The following is an 18,316-nucleotide window of genomic DNA, read 5'->3' on the forward strand; positions in this document are numbered from 1 at the left end:
ACTTGAATTGCAATACTAAATGGAAAATTTCATCAAGGACATAGACATCATCGCACCGGAAGAGGCACAGGCATGCGATTTCAAAACGACAGAAGAGGAGAATACTGGCAAATCCAAAAAATTATACATCGAATCCTATGGTTGCCAAATGAATTTCTCGGATTCAGAAATTGTGGCTTCTATCATGAAGGACAATGGGTTCGACACCACTTCTGACTTTGAGCAGGCTGATGTGATCTTTCTGAATACTTGCTCTATCCGGGAAAAAGCAGAACAGACAGTCAGAAACAGGCTTAACCATTTCAATGCTGTCAAAAAATCAAAGCCCGAACTTACAATCGGAGTCTTAGGCTGCATGGCAGAGCGTTTGAAGGATAAATTGCTTGAAGAGGAGAAAATTGTGGATATCGTAGTAGGTCCTGATGCTTACAGGGACCTTCCCAATCTGGTATCTTCTGCAGAAGAAGGCAATAAAGGTGTGAATACATTCCTTTCAAGAGAAGAAACTTATGCTGATATTTCCCCTGTTAGATTGAATTCCAATGGAGTGACCGCCTTTATTTCCATCATGAGAGGCTGTGACAACATGTGTTCATTCTGCGTGGTTCCTTTTACAAGAGGAAGGGAAAGAAGCCGCGATCCCTATTCCATTGTCAATGAAGCAAAGGAACTTTTCGAAAAAGGTTACCGTGAGGTAACACTTTTGGGCCAAAACGTAGATTCCTATAAGTGGTCACCAGAAGAAAACAATAAGGCAAGGTTGAACAAAAAAGAAGAAGAGGTGTCTCAGGTTGTCAATTTCGCCAACCTACTTGAAATGGTGGCACTGGTAAATCCGAAATTGAGGGTAAGGTTTTCAACCTCGCATCCCAAGGACATCACCGATGAGGTCCTTTATACCATGAAAAAATACGACAATATCTGCAAATACATTCACCTGCCCGTTCAGAGTGGAAACTCAAGGATTTTGGAGTTGATGAACAGGACATATGATAGAGCTTGGTATCTTGACCGGGTAAGGGCCATCAGGGAGATTTTGGGAGAAGAATGTGGGATTTCTTCAGATATGATAGCCGGATTCTGCACCGAAACGGAAGAGGAGCATCAGGATACCTTGACCTTGATGGACATTGTGAAATATGATTTTTCATACATGTTCTTCTATTCTGAAAGACCGGGCACACTTGCTGCCAAAAAATATGAAGACGATATTCCTTTGGAAGTGAAAAAGAGGAGATTGGCGGAAATCATAGAAAAGCAGACCGCACTATCCTTAGAAAGGAATAAATTAGATGTTGGCAAGGTACAGGAAATCCTTATTGAGGGCACTTCAAAAAGATCTGATGACCAGCTAAAAGGAAGAAATTCCGCCAATAAAGTGGTGATTATTCCAAATGACGGAAGCCTAAAGAAAGGGGATTATGTCCATGTAAGGATATTGGATTGTTCTGCAGCTACGCTTTTTGGGGAGGTTGTAGCTTAAAATCATTTCCAGCCTATGTATTCAGCATCAGAAATCCAAAGTGTAAAACAGCGCTTCGGCATAATCGGCAATAGCCCATTGCTCAATCATGCCATTTCAGTGGCCATGCAGGCCGCACCCACGGACATGACCGTTCTCATAACCGGGGAAAGCGGTAGCGGGAAAGAATCTTTTTCCAAGATCATCCACGCTCTTAGCACCAGAAAGCATGGTAAATTCATCGCTATCAACTGTGGGGCTATTCCAGAGGGGACAATTGACTCGGAATTATTTGGTCATGAAAAGGGATCATTTACAGGAGCCCATGAAGCAAGAAAGGGCTATTTTGAGGTAACCGACGGTGGATCTATATTTTTGGACGAAATTGGAGAAATGCCATTAGGAACCCAGGCAAGATTGTTGAGGGTACTGGAAAATGGGGAGTTCATTAAGGTAGGTTCTTCCAAAGTACAAAAAACCAATGTCCGGGTCATCGCTGCTACCAATGTGAACCTGATTAAGGCGGTAGAAAAAGGTAAATTCAGGGAAGATTTATATTATCGTTTAAATACTGTTCCGATTTATGTTCCTCCTTTAAGAGAGCGTGGGGAAGACGTAATTTTGCTATTTAGAAAATTCACCACTGATTTTTCTGAAAAATATAAAGTGAAACCCATCACCTTGACAGAGGATGCCAAAAAACTCCTGATGCAGTTTCCATTTCCCGGAAATATTCGCCAGCTCAAAAACATCGCAGAGCAGGTTTCGTTATTGGAACAGGAACGGGAGGTTGATGCTGCTACCCTATCTAAATACTTGCCTTCAGAACAGACAAGACTTCCGGCAATATTTGCAGGTTCAGGTGGAGGAGAGTCCACAGACTTTACAGAAAGGGAATTACTCTATAAAGTCCTTTTTGACATGAAAAAAGATATGACTGAGTTGAAAAAACTAGTTCTTGAAACCTATCAGTCAGGCGGTCTGAATGCCAGTATCATCAACAAGCACCAAACGCTTTTTGAAGATCTTGAAACACCTATTCCCTTTGAACAGCATACCGCTCCGGTACAGACTTCCAATGTGCCAATCGTATTAGATGCACAAAAAACACAGGACAAGGATGATGTGTATGAGGATGAAGCCATTGAGGATATCATCCATGAGGAAGATGACAATTCGCTTTCTCTGGAGAAAAAGGAAAAAGAAATGATCCTAAAGGCACTTAGGAAGCATAATAACAAAAGAAAATATGCGGCAAGTGACCTGGGCATATCAGAAAGGACGCTTTACAGAAAAATCAAGCAGTATGGCATCGATTAAAAATATACTGACAGGCATTTTGCTGATCTTCACTTTGTGGACTTTGCAGGCATGTTCGGTAAGTTACAGTTTCACCGGTACCAATATTGATTATAATGTTATCAAGACTTTTTCTGTAGAGAATTTCTTCAATGATTCCGGAGGAGGACCAGCTAATATGGAGCAAACCTTCACTGAATCTTTGAAGGATTTTTACCAAAGAAATACCCAATTGGAATTGGTAAGGAATAACGGGGATCTTCAATTTGCCGGTTCGATCACCCGATATACCATTACTCCGCAAGCCACCGTAAGTACAAGAGACCCCAACCTTCCCGACAGAGCGGGACAAATGAGGTTAAGCATTACTGTGGAAGTAGAATATACCAATACGGTAAAAGAAGAGGAAAGCCTGAAAAGGAGCTTTTCTTTCTTCGAAGATTATGACCCAAGGACCACTTCTATTTTGCAGGTGGAAAGTGTTTTGATTGAGCGGATTTTCGATAGTATCATCCAGGATATTTTCACCGCCACAGTGGCCAATTGGTAAAAATTAGTAAATTGAGCAAAAAACAAAATCTAAAACAGTGAATCCGATACAGCTTCTTGGAATCATTCAACGTGCACATCATTTGGACAAAGATGATGTAACGGAACTGCTCAAGCTGCATGAGACCTTCCCCTATTTCCAGATTCCAAAAGTTTTATTGGCAAAATTTGAGTACAAGAAGGCAGGAAGAAGTGAAAATGAAATCCTTCCGTGGGCTGCCATCACCTCCCCTGATAGGGCTTGGCTAAAAAAACTTATTGAAACAGATCAGCTTTTTGAAGAACAAAGCCCAGCCCTTTCCAAACGACTACAGGAACTGGAGGAAAAGAAAAAAATTGAAGAAGGCAAAAATTTTATAGATGACTTAGAAGGTCACCTGATTCCGGAAACAAAAAAAAGTACAACTACCAAAGATCTTACCGCTACCCTAAAAAAACTAGGGGAAGACCTTGCCCAAAGTAAATTGAAGGCGCTGGAAAAGCTTGACGGACTGAGTAAAAAAACCGAATCCAAAGTTGAACCTACTGAAAGCCCTTCACCAGTCCCGCAGGTAGAAAGTGTAAAAGAAGTTTCAGAGGAATTAAAAGTGGAGGCCAAAACCGGCGAAACCAACAATGAGGTTACCACAAAACCAAAAAGAAGAAACCATCACAAAGATGAACTGATCGAATCGATCAGGAAAAAAGAGAAAAAAGAAATACTTGATAAAAAGAAGCTGGAGCAAATTGATATCATCAAAGCATTCAGCAAAAAAGAAATTAAACTGGCCACCCTCAAAGAAATTGAGGATATTCAGAAGCAAGACGACCTTTCTGAAAAGAGCACCAAGCTCAATCCATCTCTAATCACAGAATCCTATGCACGGATTTTGACTAAGCAGGGAAAAAAAGAAAGGGCAAAAGAAATTTATAAGAAATTAATGGTGAAGTTTCCGGATAAAAACACTTATTTTGCGGACCTGATCAAAGAATTGGAAGAAATTAAAGATTAAAATATGTTTACCTTACTCATCAGTATCATTATCGTATTGGCTGTTCTGTTGGTCTTGGTTATCCTGGCTCAGGATTCCAAAGGAGGCGTTGGTGCAGCATTTGGGGGCAGTGCGTCCCAAATAATGGGTGTTACCAAAACAGGAAATATCCTTGAAAAATCTACTTGGATTCTATCCATCGCTATTTTGGTTTTGTCCCTGACTTCCGCTGCATTCTACAGCAAAGATAACAGCGGTGATTTCACTTCCCCAAACATTGAAAATGCCAAAAAGCAGATTATCAATCCTACATTTGGAGACGTTGAAAGCCTCCTTCCTTCCAGCAGTGAGGATACCGCTCAGGAAGAGGGAGAAAACAATCCTGAAAACGAATAAAAACTATTCTTCTCCCAAAAAAGAGGCTGTCCCTAATTTTTGGACAGCCTCTTTTTTTTCTCAATTACTAATCCACCGTTTTCAACAATAACCTTTTGCTGATAGGCAAAAAGCTCTCATGCAAAGGAATAACATGCGGACTGTTGATCCTATAGGTCGCGGGATTAGGAAGCTCTTTATAGGTTTTAATAAGGTCAAGTTTTATCTGTTCAAAGGTCTGAGTGATACTTTTTCTTACCTTATGGACAAGCTGCATCATGATACCCTTGAAAGAGTCCAGGCTTGTTTGAAAAAGGTTCACTTTGTACCTGTAAACATAGATATCTTTGCTTTTTTCAAATGAAAGAAGCGCATAACCTTCCTTCTGATAGATGGGGGAAAGCCCAACAGGTTCTATGGACATTTCCTGTTCAAGAAAATCATAAATACCTCTCCCTTCTTCAATAGCCTTTTTGATCTGAGGAAGGGAATAGTTTACAATTTCCTCCAATTGTTGCATGAGATCGTCATCAAAAACCAAAGGCTTATACTTTAATTTCATTTCCTGAAAATCCGGCCCTTGAAGCATTTTTGGAAAGGAAGACTTGAGTTGTTCCCTATTTTCGGAAAAGGTTTTTAGCTTGGAATAATGTTGGATCAATTCCGCCAAAGGGGGATAGAGTTTAACTTCCTTGAATTGTGACTCCACATGCTGGAGATAGGCCAAAAGGACGTATTTCTTATATTCAAAATCAATCCATCCTTCAGTAATCCAATTTTCTGACAAGGTTTTCATAGGTACATACTTTGGCAAAAATTTAACAAAAACTGACAAAAGAAAAAAGGAGTGGGGAAAAATTGACAGTAGGACAATTTTGAAAAGCAAAGACTGACACAAAACTGACAATTTTTTACGCCTTTATGTCATGTTTAAATCTGCCATCAAATTTGGCACAGGAAATGATTATTAGGGAGTGTAACATTTTAGAACTAACCTTTAAAAGTTTAATAATTATGTCAAAAGTTAACATCCAACCTCTTGCGGACAGAGTTCTGGTAGAACCTGCTGCAGCTGAAGAGAAAACTGCCTCCGGACTTTACATCCCGGATACTGCAAAAGAAAAGCCTCAAAGAGGAACTGTAGTAGCAGTAGGAACTGGCAAAAAAGATGAACCATTGACTGTAAAAGTAGGTGACACTGTACTTTATGGCAAATATGCCGGTACAGAACTTTCTGTAGATGGTCATGACTACTTGATCATGAGAGAGTCTGACATCTTCGCAATTCTCTAATCATCTATCAAAAACAATCAAAAACTTAAAAGAACAAAAAAAATGGCTAAAGAATTATTTTTCGATACCAACGCAAGAGACAGATTGAAAAAAGGTGTGGATGCTCTTGCTGACGCAGTTAAAGTTACCTTGGGTCCAAAAGGTAGAAACGTAATCATTGACAAAAAATTTGGTGCTCCTACCATTACCAAAGATGGTGTTTCCGTAGCAAAAGAAATCGAATTGGCTGAGCCAATTGAAAATATGGGCGCCCAGTTGGTAAAAGAAGTAGCTTCCAAAACAGCTGACAATGCAGGTGACGGTACTACCACTGCTACTGTTTTGACTCAGGCCATCTTCAATGCAGGCATCAAAAACGTAGCTGCTGGTGCAAACCCAATGGATCTAAAGAGAGGTATTGACAAGGCGGTTGCGGCAGTGGTAGCCCAGTTGAAAGCCAATTCCAAAGCCATCTCGACCTCCAAAGAAATCCAGCAAGTGGCTACTGTTTCTGCCAACAACGACGAAGAGATCGGTAAGATGATTGCTGATGCCATGGACAAAGTGGGCAAAGACGGTGTAATCACAGTGGAAGAAGCAAAAGGTACCGAAACCGAAGTGAGAACTGTAGAAGGTATGCAGTTTGACAGAGGTTACCTTTCTCCATACTTTGTGACCAACACAGAGAAAATGGAAGCTGAATTGGATAGACCTTATATCCTGATCTACGACAAGAAGATTTCTTCAATGAAGGAACTGCTTCCTATCCTTGAGCCAGTAGCTCAGTCCGGCAAACCATTACTGATCATCGCTGAAGATGTGGATGGTGAGGCGTTGGCTACCTTGGTAGTAAACAAAATCAGAGGTGCCTTGAAAGTAGCTGCTGTTAAAGCTCCTGGCTTCGGTGACAGAAGAAAAGCAATGTTGGAAGATATTGCCATTCTTACCGGTGGTACAGTAATCTCTGAAGAAAGAGGTTATAAATTGGAGAATGCTACTGTAGATTACTTAGGTACTGCAGAAAAAGTTAACATCGACAAAGACAATACCACCATTGTCAATGGTGCGGGTGAGTCCAGTCATATTCAGGCAAGAATTGCTGAAATCAAATCTCAAATTGAAAAAACAACCTCTGACTATGACAGAGAAAAGCTTCAGGAAAGATTGGCCAAATTGTCAGGCGGGGTAGCCATCCTGTACATAGGCGCAGCTACTGAAGTAGAAATGAAAGAGAAAAAAGATAGAGTAGATGATGCCCTACATGCTACCAGAGCTGCTGTACAAGAAGGTGTAGTAGTAGGTGGTGGTGTTGCTTTGGTAAGAGCATCTTCTGCCTTGGATAATCTCAAAGGTGACAACGATGACCAAGATACAGGTATCAATATCGTAAGACAGGCTATCGAGGCACCATTGAGAACTATTGTTGAAAACGCCGGAGGTGAAGGTTCTGTAGTGGTTAACAAAATCAAAGAAAACAAAGGGAACTTTGGTTACAATGCCCGTACAGACGTATACGAAGACTTATTTGAGGCCGGTGTAATCGACCCAACTAAAGTGACAAGATTGGCCTTGGAAAACGCAGCATCCATTGCAGCCCTTCTGTTGACTACCGAATGTGTGGTAGCTGACGTGAAAGAAGATACTCCAGCTATGCCACCTATGGGCGGCGGAGGAATGGGCGGAATGATGTAATCTCAAGACCATCCAGATAAATAAAGGGAGCGATTTGCTCCCTTTTTAATTTTAAAAGATGACAAACCTACTAATTCAGTAGATTTTTTGAAGAAATCAATATCATATGGATACCATCCTGACGTTAATTCCATATATTTGATATTGGATTCAAAAAAATTTCGCTTTTCTTTTTGTGAAACCATTGCCCATGGCTATTTATCAGTCCATTATTCTTGTAGATGATGACCCTGTCAATAACTTAATCAACAAGAGGTTGATAAGCAAATTGCATATAGCCGATCAAGTAGAAGAATTTTTGGAAGCAGAGAATGCCTTGGACCGCATCAAAGATTTCAGCAAAGACAGCAAAATATTAATCTTATTGGATATCAATATGCCTGTAATGAACGGTTGGGATTTTTTGAATTTTTATATGGAAAAATTTCAGGATCGTAATGATAAGATTGTAGTACTCTCAAGCTCAATCGATTTTCAGGACAGACAAAAGGCGCTCTCATACAATATCGTGGAAGCATTTTTGGAAAAACCCCTCACCATTGAGAAAATGAAAAGCATTCTATGACGGATTTATCTCCAATAAATGATAACCCTATTAGTTTAGAATTGATCTGCTTCGGCGAGGGTCATTTTGAAAAACACCACATTACCGATTTAAGCCAAATCCCCCCATTTTTGGAACAGGAACATAAGTTTTGGCTCAACGTCACCTCTCTGAACAACTTAGATCTTCTGAATGAGATCAAAGTTATTTTTGATATTCACAGCATGGCATTGGAAGATATCCTCAACACCCAAGAAAGGCCAAAAGTGGAGGTTTTCGATCATTTTATACTTATTGTGGTCAAAATGCTATACACCAGAACAGAAATTGTTGATCTGGAGACTGAACAAATCAGTATAGTTATTGGAAAAAACTATGTGATCTCCTTTCAGGAAAACAAGTATGATGTTTTTGACGGCATTAGATCCAGACTGGAGAATCCATCCGGAAAAATCCGAAAGCATGGAACAGATTACTTTGCCTATACGCTTCTGGATGCAATTGTAGATGAATACTACGCCATTTTGGAGAAAATTACCGATCAAATTGAGGTCCTTGAAGAAAAAATCATCAATGAAGACAAAAAAATAAGACTTGGGGAAATTTACACCCAAAGGAAATCCATCCAGCTTCTCAAAAAAGTAATTTGGCCCACAAGAGAATTGCTTTCTACCCTCAAAAAGACTGAATCCTTTCTTATCAAAAGGAGAACCCTGCCTTTCATCAATGACATATATGAGCAATCTGTTCAAATCATGGATAACCTGGAGATGCAAAGAGAGTCTATCACTACACTTGTCGAAATCTTCATGACTAACATATCCCTGAGACAAAATGATGTGATGAAGACACTAACCATTATTGCTACGATTTTTATACCCTTAACTTTTTTGGCGGGGGTCTATGGGATGAATTTTGAATACATGCCGGAATTGAAATGGAAATATGGCTATTGGTTTACTTGGATCATATTTCTTGGTATTTCGATCATAATGGTCTTTTACTTTAAGAGGAAAAGGTGGTTCTAAACACCACATTTTTTTGAACCCATTAAATACAGGTAATTTTAGCGTTTTTTCAACAGAAAGGTTAATTTTGTTAAATTTTAACAATCAAACAGCAATTCCTTTGCAAACCTGCGTCATAAAAATCGGATCCAATGTGATCACTCAAGAGTCTGGAATGCCTGATTTTTTAAGGATAAAGTCGCTTTGCGTGCAGGTTGCCTCATTAAAAAATAAAGGAATAAGGGTAATTTTGGTCACATCAGGAGCAGTTGCCTTTGGAAGAAAAAACTTAAAATTACCGGAAAAGACCAATCCAGTACTCAAAAAGCAAATTTGGGCAGCCAATGGGCAAATTGCCCTGATTAACACCTATCAAAACCTGTTTGCTGATTTAGGCTTTGCCATTGCCCAGATTTTAGTCACTAAAGAGGATTTCAGGGACAGAAAGCATTACCTCAACATGAAAAATTGTATAGAGGGATTGCTTTCTCAGGGAATAATTCCTGTAATCAATGAAAATGATACAGTGGCTATCACAGAATTGATGTTTACTGACAATGATGAATTGGCCAGCCTTACTGCTGCCATGATCAATGCAGATACCCTCATTTTGTTGACCAATGTAGACGGCATCTACACAGGACCTCCGGATCATCCTGATTCGGAACTTATTCATCATGTTGACTCAAAATCACTGGATTTATCCCAATATATTCAGGCAGGAAAATCTTCTTTTGGAAGAGGGGGTATGTTAACCAAATTGAATATGGCAAAAAAATCTGCCAACTTAGGGATTCGGGTATTTATTGCCAATGGTAAAAAAGAAGGGGTTTTAGATGACATCCTGGATGGAAATGCCATTTGTACCCACTTTGAACCTTCTCCTGTCAAGCATAGCCCAAAAAAATGGTTGGCCCATGGGGAACAATACTATAAAGGGGAAATCAAGATCAACGAAGGAGCAAAAAAAGCATTGTTTTCCCAAAAGATCAGCAGCCTTCTCCCCGTGGGAGTCATTTCATTTTCGGGCGATTTTGAAAAAGGTGATATTCTAAGGATTATAGATGAGGCCGGTAACCGCATCGGCCTTGGAAGAGCAGAATATGGCATCAAATCATTGACAGAAAAAATCGGCTTAAAAAACCAGAAACCTATTATCCATTACGATTACCTTTATCTTTTTACCCATGATTGATTTTGAAATAATTTTTAAAGCAATAAAAAACGCTGCCAGGAAATTGAACCAAGTGACCGAAAAGCAAATCCAGGGCACTTTGGATGATTTGGTTATACTTAGTAAAAAAGCTATTCCTGATATATTGGATGCCAATAAGGAAGACCTTGCCAAAATGGATCCCAAAGATCCAAAATATGACAGGTTATTGTTGACAGAAGAGAGAATCCTTGCCATTTTGAAAGAGGTAATTCAGGTAAAAAACCTACCAAGTCCTTTGGGACTTGAATTGGAAAAAAGATCCCTTGATAATGGACTGGAACTTCGAAAAATCACTGTGCCACTTGGTGTTTTAGGTATTATTTATGAAGCCCGGCCTAACGTAACCTATGATGTATTTTGTCTTGCGCTAAAGTCCGGAAATGCCCTGGTCCTCAAAGGTGGTTCAGATGCAGATCACTCCAATAGGGCCATCATGAAAGTGATCCATGAGTCCTTGGAGCAAAATGGAATTCCCACCGATGCCTATAAGTTACTTCCACCTGACAGAAAAGCCGCACAGGCTTTAATGGAAGCTGTGGGATATGTAGATGTAATCATACCTAGAGGAAGTCAGGGATTGATTGATTTCGTCCGCTCTAACTCCAAAGTTCCGGTCATTGAAACAGGTGCAGGAATAGTACATACTTATTTTGATGAAACAGCAGATTTGGAAAAAGGAAAATCGATCATCCTCAATGCCAAGACCCGAAGACCAAGTGTATGCAATAGCTTGGATTGCTTGATTATCCACGAAAGCCGTTTGGATGATTCGCCCCTACTTGTCCAACCCCTGTTGGAAAAAGAGGTTATCCTATTTGCAGACAATAAAGCTTTCAATGCACTTCCCTCCCACCCTTTGATACAAAAAGCCTCACCTGAACACTTTGGAACTGAGTTCCTGTCCTTGAAAATGGCGATCCGAACAGTAGAAAACTTGGACCAAGCTTTGGATCACATTGCTAAATACAGCTCGCATCATAGTGAAGCTATCATTTCCGAGAGCCCATTGAATATCGAAAGGTTTTTGAATGAAGTGGATGCCGCTGCTGTTTATGCCAATGCATCAACGGCGTTTACAGATGGCAATCAATTTGGCTTAGGGGCAGAGATTGGAATCAGCACACAAAAATTACATGCCAGAGGTCCAATGGCCTTGAAAGAACTGACCTCTTATAAGTGGGTGATAAAGGGTAATGGCCAAATAAGGGTCTGATTAAAATGTATAGCCGAAAGAGAGGTGTGGCATCCAAAAAATATCAGATCCACCATTTGTATAGATATTTATATAAGGAGAAAAACCTGCTCTAAAATTAAAACCTCCTTTAAGAGGCTGATATCTATATCCAATATTTAAAATGGGAGCCCCTACTCTAAAGCCTTCTTCAAAATGTTGATCTGGATTAATTGGCTCCTCATATACCATTGTTTCATATCCTATTCTAGCTCCAATTCCAAGATCAAGATATTTACCATTCTTCCCTAGTAGGTAATTGCCAATCACCGGTATGCTTACCAAAGAGGAATTGTTCCATTGGAAATAACCTATTCCAGTTCTGATTCCAAAACCTTCAGGATTTTTCCCAAACCGGTAATCAAAATTGATAGAAGCCAGTCCACCTGCCCCCAAGAATTCTCCATAAATCGTCTTTCTCTTAAAAGCCTCCTGTCCGTAACTGGTATTGAGAAAAAGAATTGTAGCCAGCAATGGCACAACAAAGAATCTCATAAAAATTATTTTTTGGTTAGATCAAAAATAAAGAAAACAAAAACAAAAACTAACCTTTCTGTTTATTATTTCTTCGCAGCAAACTTCACCAATTCACCTAAGGGCAGGTAATCCAAAGTTTTTTCATGAGTTGCTTCCAATACTACCAAAGGAGCCACACCGGCCTGATAAGCTTCCATCCATCTACTGGCGCATAGACACCACTTATCCCCTGGCTTAAGGCCTGGAAATGCATACTCTGGCCTTGGGGTAATCAGATCATTTCCCCTACTGAGACTGAATTCCAAAAATTCATCCGTCATCACTGCACATACCGTATGAGTCCCTAAATCATCCGGACCTGTTTCACAACAACCATTTCTGTAGAAACCAGTCATGGGAGCTGTGCTACAGGGAATCAAATTTTCTCCAAACACATTTTTTGCCATTATTTCTTTATTTTGTAAACAACCATGCCCACAATATGAGAATTGGGTGGATAATCACTAACCGGACCCAGGCCACCCATTCCGGTACACAGAGTCCCCCATCCACGCAACTCCCAATTTGTACGAAATATACATGAGAGGGAATGAATAAAACCAACAAAATAATAATTCCCCAGGCTGAGGTTTTTGTAAATATGAGCCCAGCACCCAAGATTATTTCCAAAATGCCAGAAGAATAATTGATGAAACCATGGAAAGGAAGGTAATCAGGAATCAAGGGATAATAGAACTGTGGATTGATAAAGTGATTTATCCCTGCCACTATAAAGAATACCGCTAAAACCAATTTCAATAGATTTTTTTTCATTTTAGTGCCCATTTGGTCTGACAATGAACATTTTTTAAAATAATAAAAAAAGGAATCCACCATATCAGATCATTGCTTATGAGGGTATAAGCAAAACTTAGGGGTACATTTCCCATAAGGTAATTGTAAAGAAAGCCAATTGGTCCAAATATTTTCCCCAAGAAACCAACAGCAACAATGGGCCAATGCTTTAGTGGATCAAAACTTGCCCACCAATATCCCAAACCATAAACCCCTATGACCATGCCCATGCCCTGCCAAACCATGGGGTGATTGATAGGGTCCATGCCTGTCAAGAAAAAGAATTGCTGAGGGAAAAGCACCACCCATGCACCCCATAACAAATTATAGATCGCTGCCAACCTTAGTGTTAATTTCATGCCAGTATAACACCTTTTGCAACCATTGGTTTAATAATGAATTGGTAACAATATGCTAATCCTTATTTTAACTTTGAAGAAATTGAAGCCCTTAAATTGGGCATCTTATTTCAAGCAACTACAACAAAATAAATATGAAAAGACGGGATTTCTTTAAAAATGGGTTATTGACAACCTTAGGATTGGGAGCATTTGGCTCATATCCAGCATTGGCTACTCATCAAAAAAATATCGGTGTTGCCAAAAATATCATCTTTTTGGTCAGTGACGGAATGAGTTCAGGGACAATGAATATGGCTGATATCCTCATGCGGCACAAATATGGGAAACCCTCTACATGGATCAATCTCTATGAAACCAATATGGTAAAAAGGGCACTGATGGATACTGCTTCCGCCAATTCATTCATTACTGATTCGGCAGCAGCAGGATCTGCCTGGGGTGGAGGCATGAGGGTTAGAAATGGCGCGCTCAATATTGGACCCAAGGGAGAACGTCCTGTCCCGATATTGCAAAAATTCAAGTCCATGGGCAAAGCAGTCGGATGCGTGACGAGTGTTCAGATCACACATGCTACTCCCGCTTCCTTTTGTGTTAATAATGGCAGTAGAAATGCCATGCCTGAGATTGCGGAAGACTATTTGAAGTTGAGATTTGACGTCATGCTAGGTGGAGGTGCCAATTATTTCAGCCCTGAAAAAAGAGCAGACCAAAGGGATCTTTTTGAAGCTTATAGACAAACGGGGTTTGATTTGGTTAGGAATTCAGAAGAATTAAAGAAAACTAAAGGCGACAAACCCATCATGGGAATTTTTGCCGAGGAAGGTCTACCCTATGCCATCGACCGGATCAATGATGCCAATTTAAGGCAAACCGTTCCCTCTTTGGCGGAAATGACCCAAAAGGCAATAGAGCTATTGAGCAAAAACCCTAATGGGTTTGTCATGCAGGTAGAAGGAGGCAAAGTGGACTGGGCTGCACATGGGAATGATGCCCCCGCCCTACTCTATGACCAGTTGGATTTCGACGAGTCTGTCAAAGTGGCCATGGATTTTGCCCAAAATAATAAAGACACCCTGGTCATAATTACTACTGACCATGGTAATTCCAACCCTGGTCTCTTTTACGGAAATCAGGCAAATAAAAATTTTGAGCGCCTCTATGAAACCAAAGCTTCCAATGAATGGATTTTAAACCAGATCAATCCTGATTTTAGTGCAGAAAAAGTCAGGGAGATTTTTATGGAATACCAACAAATACCCCTAAAAAAAGAAGAAGCTGAAGTTATTTTGGAATCTTACAAAGTAGGAGCTGATGGACTTTATAACCCTGCCAATCTTCCGTTTCATCAATTGGCAAGAATGCAGTCAGTTTATACCTCTGTACAATGGGCAGGAACCAACCATTCTGCTGACCATGTAGAATTGGCCATGTTTGGACCTGGAAGTGAAAAATTGACCGGTTTTGTCCGCAATTTTGAATTGCATAATTTCATGTTGGAGGCTTGTGGAGCTGAGAGGGGGCTTTTTGTCTAAATATTGGTCGGCAACAAAATATAATAGATTTTACCTTTAAAAGAATCAGGTAGCAATCATGCTACCTGATTCCATTTTGACTAGACTTTACCTTTTCGGGATCATATTTCAGTTTCCCAAGCCAGTAAAGGTATAATACTTTCGAATACCTCAACATAAGAGGCAAAAGCAAGGCATTACTGATGATGATAGTAATCAAATAGGTCGATAATGGCGCGTGATCTACCAAAACATTGATTGCAGTAAAAACTGTAACCATCAAGGCAACTGAAAACGCGTAAGAAATGTACATCGCTCCATAAAAAAAATCAGGTTCCGGGGTCAGCACAGCATTGCAATTGGGACATTTATGGTTTACTTCTGTCAGTTTCCTGTAGCTAAATATCCCTGTAGGGAATATGCTTCCTTCTCGGCACCGTGGACACTTACCTTGGAGCATAGCTGCCCCTAAACTTTTGTTCTTCATACTTTTCAACAAACAATACGCTAAAATACGGATAATTTTTATCTAATTAGTGATCAAAATCACTATTGAAGACCCAATTGTTCTTTCTTTTTTTGAACTTTTGGGAAGGGAAAAACCGCATTTTTCTCTAATTTAAACCATGTCGAAAACCAATTTTACATAAAAGAAGCCCCCTAATTTTTATCATTTGTTTAGTCATAGAAACCAGGCCAGCATAAATAAATCACCAAAATTTGTATAATTTTGGATCATGTTGGTAAGACTGAAAAGAAGTATACTTTCAAGGCTTGTAATATTCACTTTGCTGTTCAACTTTATCAATCTCACAGCAAATTTTTATCATGCTTCGGTAATGGATTCTACGCTTTTACCTCATCATGACCCTATAGATTCTCTGGCAGAACTGGTTTTGGAATTTGTTTTGGACATGGATGAAGAAACCATTCCTGACACTGATATACCTCATGAGAAAAAGAAAATTTCAGACATAAAATTAAACCTTCCTTCTAAGATCTCTACTTGTTTAAAAAAAAATAATTATAGCCTATCTGCTTATTCTGAGTACTATTCCAAACTTTTTAAATCCTTGGAAATGGATGTAAACGCCCCTCCCCCGCGTTTAATCCAAATACTTTAAGCTCTTTATCTTAATTTTCATTATAATTATAAAATATTGATTATCAATATTTTAAATAGACTATTCGTGAGTTAAGATTTAGTCTTATAATGGGATTATTCTTTGACTTAATTCTCCTGTCTTTAAGAACAAATAGATTTTGGAGCGATTTGGTGTAACAATCCTGAAAAAAAGAAAGTAATAATCTTCAAAAAATTCTCATGGTCTTTATCTGACTAGGGTGAATCTGAAAATAAAAATATCCTTCAAAATGAAAATAACTAGAATTTGGACAGTTCTCCTCCTTATTTCAATTGGGATCGAGGCACATGCCCAAGATGAGATTGATAGTTTGAAAATAGAAAGGGCAATTTTAGACAGTTTGTTTCTTCAGGAATTTGAGGAAGCGAAACCTAACCAAAAACCAAAAGTCCTACATGCCGAGCCTTTGTACATTGACTTAATCAGGGATCTTGGTGCCAGAAAAGGAGAAAAAGAATGGAATATAGGTTTTGGCATGTTTGACAAAAGGGATTTTGATAAATATGAAGCTTTGGTGGAATATGAATGGGCACCTGTTGACCGGCTTGGTTTTGAGATTGAAGTTCCTGTAACTTTATACAGTACCCGTGGAAGTCTGCCGAGTGATCTTGAAAGACCCTCCAATAGAGTAGAATCCCTCAAAATGGCTACTCAATGGTCTTTCTTGGTATCAGAAAAAGCAAAAACAACCTTGGCCTTGGGTTATATCCACGAATTCGAATTTGTGGACCTGAATAAACTGGGAAAAGGGGATCTTTTTAAAGGAAATATCTATAATCCATTCTTTGTCGCAGCCAAGCGATGGGGTATGAATTACCATACCCTTGTCTATACAGGTCCAAGAATTGAAAAAGAATTTAATCAGCGCAGGGAGTTAACCTATGAAATCCACACCAATTTTCACTATATGATCACGGGAACGAGAAACTTTATCGGTGTAGAAATCAATAAAGAAATCTATCATGGCAAATTGGAAACCGTTCTGAGGCCGCAGATGCGCGTTGGATTGGCTGAAAATCTGATGATAGGAATTGTTACTGGTATCCCAATCAATAGAGAAAGGGAAAGTTTAAGCTCTTTTGTGAGGATCATCTATGAACCTGGATTTAGAACATTCCATTAAAATAGAGCAATAAGTAGGACACTTTTTTTAAAACTGCTTGGGAACTATTCCTCTTCCTTCTAAGCCAATTATTTCCTCAAGTTCATAGTCTTTTCCTTTCCCCCATCTTAATAGTTCTTCCATGGTATAAACCTCGGTGGTATCAACATCCCTAACTTTAAAATTATCGGATGAAAGTCTTGCCAGAATTTCCAATCTTCTCTTTTCACCCTGATTGGTGAATTCATAAAATCTACCAACTCGCAAATTATCCAAAGCTATTGCCATAAATTAAGAGGCTTCTTTGTTCAATAAATTAATTCTTTTGATAGGTCCCGGACAGTATTGCTGATGACAACCCAAACAGGTCTGAATTACCATTTTGAAATTATCCTGCAACAAAGCTTTAGGGCTTTCTTCCAACATTTTTAAACTTTCCAAATAGGCTGAACCCATAAGCTCAAAAGTCGCAGTCTTCACTTGTGGATTGGTTGGCCTAGCATGCAATAGTTCTGAATGCTTTTTCAAATATGCCTTAATTTCATCCCCTCTTTCGATGCTGTATTTGATTTCCTCCATGTCTGAAAACATTTCACGCATCAAGAGGGCCAAAGGTGCATCTTCATTTGGAAATCTGTTTGCCATTTTGACCTCGGATTCGGTCTTTTGGCTACAGCCACTCCACCCTATCAAAGTCAAAAAAACAAGAATCCGTAAAAGGGGTTTACGCATTTTCCTGAATGATCACACCAATTGCCTCAAATGCATATTCCTGCTTGGGAGAAGTAATGGCATCTATTTCCTCCTGAGATTTTCCTGCATCCTCAGCATAATGCTTCAAAGTAGCTACATCTGTGACTTTTTTGGTGGCTACTCCTTCTATAATTACAGGATAACCCTGAGAGTTTTTAGGAACAAAAAATCCATAGTCCTTGAAAGTTACCCTCATAGTTTGGCCATTTGGCAGGTCAATGGTCATCCAGCAGCCCTTCATGGAACAAACCTCCTTGATTTCTCCTTTAACTTTTCCGGTAAATTCTTCTGACTCCTCTAGAGCTGAAACCAATTGATGCAAAGAAACAAAATCTGAATCATTGATTTCCTCTCCAAATTTACCGGTAGGTAGCGCGGCTTTATCTGCTGACTCACTAGACTTATCTGATTGATTTCCGGAACAAGCTGCTAAAACCAGAACAGAACACAGGCTGAAAATGAATAAATTTCTCATAGTAGGTTTTTTTTCAAAACTAATCAGAATGGAACTCTT

At 39.4% G+C, this 18,316-nt stretch carries 23 protein-coding genes; 14 read left to right on the forward strand and 9 right to left on the reverse strand.

The window, feature by feature from the left end; translation table 11 throughout:
* The first annotated feature begins 19 nt into the window (after positions 1 to 19).
* From miaB to secG, 5 genes are read left to right on the forward strand one after another with little or no spacing between them, the layout of a single operon-like run.
* Positions 20 to 1,483, forward strand: a complete 1,464-nt coding sequence (gene miaB, locus BC751_RS17850; RefSeq protein WP_130276811.1) for a tRNA (N6-isopentenyl adenosine(37)-C2)-methylthiotransferase MiaB — start codon at positions 20 to 22, stop codon at positions 1,481 to 1,483.
* Positions 1,484 to 1,498: 15 nt separating this feature from the next.
* The gene (locus tag BC751_RS17855; RefSeq protein ID WP_130276812.1) at positions 1,499 to 2,782 is read left to right on the forward strand and encodes a sigma-54 interaction domain-containing protein; all 1,284 of its coding nucleotides are present in this window, start codon (positions 1,499 to 1,501) and stop codon (positions 2,780 to 2,782) included.
* The gene (gene lptE / locus BC751_RS17860; protein WP_130276813.1) at positions 2,769 to 3,311 is read left to right on the forward strand and encodes an LPS assembly lipoprotein LptE; all 543 of its coding nucleotides are present in this window, start codon (positions 2,769 to 2,771) and stop codon (positions 3,309 to 3,311) included. The genes BC751_RS17855 and lptE overlap by 14 nt, the downstream gene beginning before the upstream one ends.
* 37 nt (positions 3,312 to 3,348) lie before the next feature.
* Entirely contained in the window at positions 3,349 to 4,302 is a 954-nt protein-coding gene (locus BC751_RS17865; protein ID WP_130276814.1) for a hypothetical protein, read from the forward strand.
* 3 nt (positions 4,303 to 4,305) lie between these two features.
* Positions 4,306 to 4,677 (forward strand): preprotein translocase subunit SecG, encoded by a 372-nt coding sequence (secG, locus tag BC751_RS17870; protein ID WP_130276815.1) that lies wholly within the window; start codon positions 4,306 to 4,308, stop codon positions 4,675 to 4,677.
* Between the two features lie 67 nt (positions 4,678 to 4,744).
* Here the strand turns inward: secG and BC751_RS17875 are convergent, their stop codons facing one another.
* Entirely contained in the window at positions 4,745 to 5,452 is a 708-nt protein-coding gene (locus tag BC751_RS17875) for a hypothetical protein (RefSeq protein ID WP_130276816.1), read from the reverse strand.
* 218 nt (positions 5,453 to 5,670) lie between these two features.
* On the opposite strand from BC751_RS17875, the gene BC751_RS17880 reads away from it, so the two are divergent.
* From BC751_RS17880 to BC751_RS17905, 6 genes are all read left to right on the forward strand, one after another.
* A complete protein-coding gene (locus BC751_RS17880; RefSeq protein WP_130276817.1) occupies positions 5,671 to 5,949 on the forward strand; it encodes a co-chaperone GroES in 279 nt (92 codons plus the stop codon).
* A gap of 42 nt (positions 5,950 to 5,991) precedes the next feature.
* Positions 5,992 to 7,620: a chaperonin GroEL gene (gene groL / locus BC751_RS17885; protein ID WP_130276818.1), complete on the forward strand. Its 1,629-nt coding sequence runs from the start codon at positions 5,992 to 5,994 to the stop codon at positions 7,618 to 7,620.
* A 190-nt stretch (positions 7,621 to 7,810) separates the two neighbouring features.
* Positions 7,811 to 8,185, forward strand: coding sequence for a response regulator (locus tag BC751_RS17890; RefSeq protein WP_130276819.1), 375 nt, complete (start codon positions 7,811 to 7,813; stop codon positions 8,183 to 8,185).
* A complete protein-coding gene (corA, locus tag BC751_RS17895; protein ID WP_130276820.1) occupies positions 8,182 to 9,192 on the forward strand; it encodes a magnesium/cobalt transporter CorA in 1,011 nt (336 codons plus the stop codon). Before BC751_RS17890 ends, corA begins: the two co-directional genes overlap by 4 nt.
* A 94-nt stretch (positions 9,193 to 9,286) precedes the next feature.
* Positions 9,287 to 10,366 carry a glutamate 5-kinase gene (gene proB / locus BC751_RS17900; protein ID WP_207226970.1) on the forward strand — a complete coding sequence of 360 codons (1,080 nt, stop codon included), beginning with the start codon at positions 9,287 to 9,289 and terminating at the stop codon, positions 10,364 to 10,366.
* Positions 10,359 to 11,600 (forward strand): glutamate-5-semialdehyde dehydrogenase, encoded by a 1,242-nt coding sequence (locus BC751_RS17905; RefSeq protein ID WP_130276821.1) that lies wholly within the window; start codon positions 10,359 to 10,361, stop codon positions 11,598 to 11,600. Before proB ends, BC751_RS17905 begins: the two co-directional genes overlap by 8 nt.
* Here the strand turns inward: BC751_RS17905 and BC751_RS17910 are convergent, their stop codons facing one another.
* From BC751_RS17910 to BC751_RS17925, 4 genes are all read right to left on the reverse strand, one after another.
* Positions 11,601 to 12,113 (reverse strand): hypothetical protein, encoded by a 513-nt coding sequence (locus tag BC751_RS17910; protein ID WP_130276822.1) that lies wholly within the window; start codon positions 12,111 to 12,113, stop codon positions 11,601 to 11,603.
* 65 nt (positions 12,114 to 12,178) lie between these two features.
* The gene (locus BC751_RS17915; protein ID WP_130276823.1) at positions 12,179 to 12,541 is read right to left on the reverse strand and encodes a DUF2237 family protein; all 363 of its coding nucleotides are present in this window, start codon (positions 12,539 to 12,541) and stop codon (positions 12,179 to 12,181) included.
* A 7-nt stretch (positions 12,542 to 12,548) separates the two neighbouring features.
* Positions 12,549 to 12,908 (reverse strand): DoxX family protein, encoded by a 360-nt coding sequence (locus BC751_RS17920; protein ID WP_130276824.1) that lies wholly within the window; start codon positions 12,906 to 12,908, stop codon positions 12,549 to 12,551.
* Positions 12,905 to 13,288, reverse strand: coding sequence for an alkyl hydroperoxide reductase (locus BC751_RS17925; protein WP_130276825.1), 384 nt, complete (start codon positions 13,286 to 13,288; stop codon positions 12,905 to 12,907). Before BC751_RS17925 ends, BC751_RS17920 begins: the two co-directional genes overlap by 4 nt.
* A 134-nt stretch (positions 13,289 to 13,422) precedes the next feature.
* Between BC751_RS17925 and BC751_RS17930 the strand changes: the two genes are divergently transcribed.
* A complete protein-coding gene (locus BC751_RS17930) occupies positions 13,423 to 14,823 on the forward strand; it encodes an alkaline phosphatase (RefSeq protein WP_130276826.1) in 1,401 nt (466 codons plus the stop codon).
* Between the two features lie 61 nt (positions 14,824 to 14,884).
* On the opposite strand, the gene BC751_RS17935 is transcribed toward BC751_RS17930, so the two are convergent.
* Complete coding sequence (locus tag BC751_RS17935; RefSeq protein WP_130276827.1) at positions 14,885 to 15,289, reverse strand: DUF983 domain-containing protein; 405 nt, start codon at positions 15,287 to 15,289, stop codon at positions 14,885 to 14,887.
* 352 nt (positions 15,290 to 15,641) lie between these two features.
* Here BC751_RS17935 and BC751_RS17940 point away from each other — a divergent pair, with 352 nt between their 5' ends.
* The gene (locus BC751_RS17940) at positions 15,642 to 15,926 is read left to right on the forward strand and encodes a hypothetical protein (protein WP_242617522.1); all 285 of its coding nucleotides are present in this window, start codon (positions 15,642 to 15,644) and stop codon (positions 15,924 to 15,926) included.
* 250 nt (positions 15,927 to 16,176) lie between these two features.
* A complete protein-coding gene (locus BC751_RS17945) occupies positions 16,177 to 17,070 on the forward strand; it encodes an HAEPLYID family protein (RefSeq protein WP_130276829.1) in 894 nt (297 codons plus the stop codon).
* A 27-nt stretch (positions 17,071 to 17,097) separates the two neighbouring features.
* Here BC751_RS17945 and BC751_RS17950 read toward each other — a convergent pair whose 3' ends face one another.
* The 3 genes from BC751_RS17950 to BC751_RS17960 form a co-directional block, all read right to left on the reverse strand.
* On the reverse strand, positions 17,098 to 17,337 hold the full coding sequence (locus BC751_RS17950) for a hypothetical protein (protein ID WP_130276830.1): 240 nt from the start codon (positions 17,335 to 17,337) through the stop codon (positions 17,098 to 17,100).
* Positions 17,338 to 17,340: 3 nt separating this feature from the next.
* Positions 17,341 to 17,694 (reverse strand): hypothetical protein, encoded by a 354-nt coding sequence (locus tag BC751_RS17955; protein ID WP_242617523.1) that lies wholly within the window; start codon positions 17,692 to 17,694, stop codon positions 17,341 to 17,343.
* A gap of 79 nt (positions 17,695 to 17,773) precedes the next feature.
* Positions 17,774 to 18,277, reverse strand: a complete 504-nt coding sequence (locus BC751_RS17960) for a DUF4920 domain-containing protein (protein ID WP_130276832.1) — start codon at positions 18,275 to 18,277, stop codon at positions 17,774 to 17,776.
* Between the last annotated feature and the right edge of the window lie 39 nt (positions 18,278 to 18,316).

The sequence above is a fragment of the Cecembia calidifontis genome, from assembly GCF_004216715.1.
Classification (GTDB): domain Bacteria; phylum Bacteroidota; class Bacteroidia; order Cytophagales; family Cyclobacteriaceae; genus Cecembia_A; species Cecembia_A calidifontis.